This is a genomic window from Pseudomonas baetica, assembly GCF_019733355.1.
Classification (GTDB): domain Bacteria; phylum Pseudomonadota; class Gammaproteobacteria; order Pseudomonadales; family Pseudomonadaceae; genus Aquipseudomonas; species Aquipseudomonas baetica_A.
On the sequence record NZ_JAIHLQ010000164.1, the window covers coordinates 1 to 330 of the forward strand.

Annotated in this window: 1 protein-coding gene; it reads right to left on the bottom strand. The window is 62.1% G+C overall.

Annotated elements, in window-relative coordinates:
• Positions 1-330, bottom strand: a 330-nt coding sequence (locus K5E40_RS34575) for an immunoglobulin-like domain-containing protein (RefSeq protein WP_409339164.1), incomplete at both ends; no start/stop codon positions are given.

The window sequence follows — 330 nt, forward strand, 5'->3', positions numbered from 1 at the left end:
GGCACCAGGTTCTCGAAGTTGCCGCCCGTGGCAGTCGAAATGGTTGCTTCGACTTTGCCGGCGTCTTTGTAAACGTCATCGGCTGGAGCCGGAACGGTCACAGTGCCGGTGGTCTTGCCCGCGTCGATGGTGATCACTGCGCCGTTGGACAGAGTCACGGTGACTGGCGAGCCAGCGGCATTGGTCAGGGTCGCGGTGTAGACGATCGAGCCGCCCTCGGCGACCGAGTCGGTCGCGCTGAGCGACAGGTTGGTGGTGTCGACAGTGTCAGTCACGGTGGTGCTGACTGGTGTTTTGTCGGCCACGAGGTTTTCGTAGTTACCGCCGCTT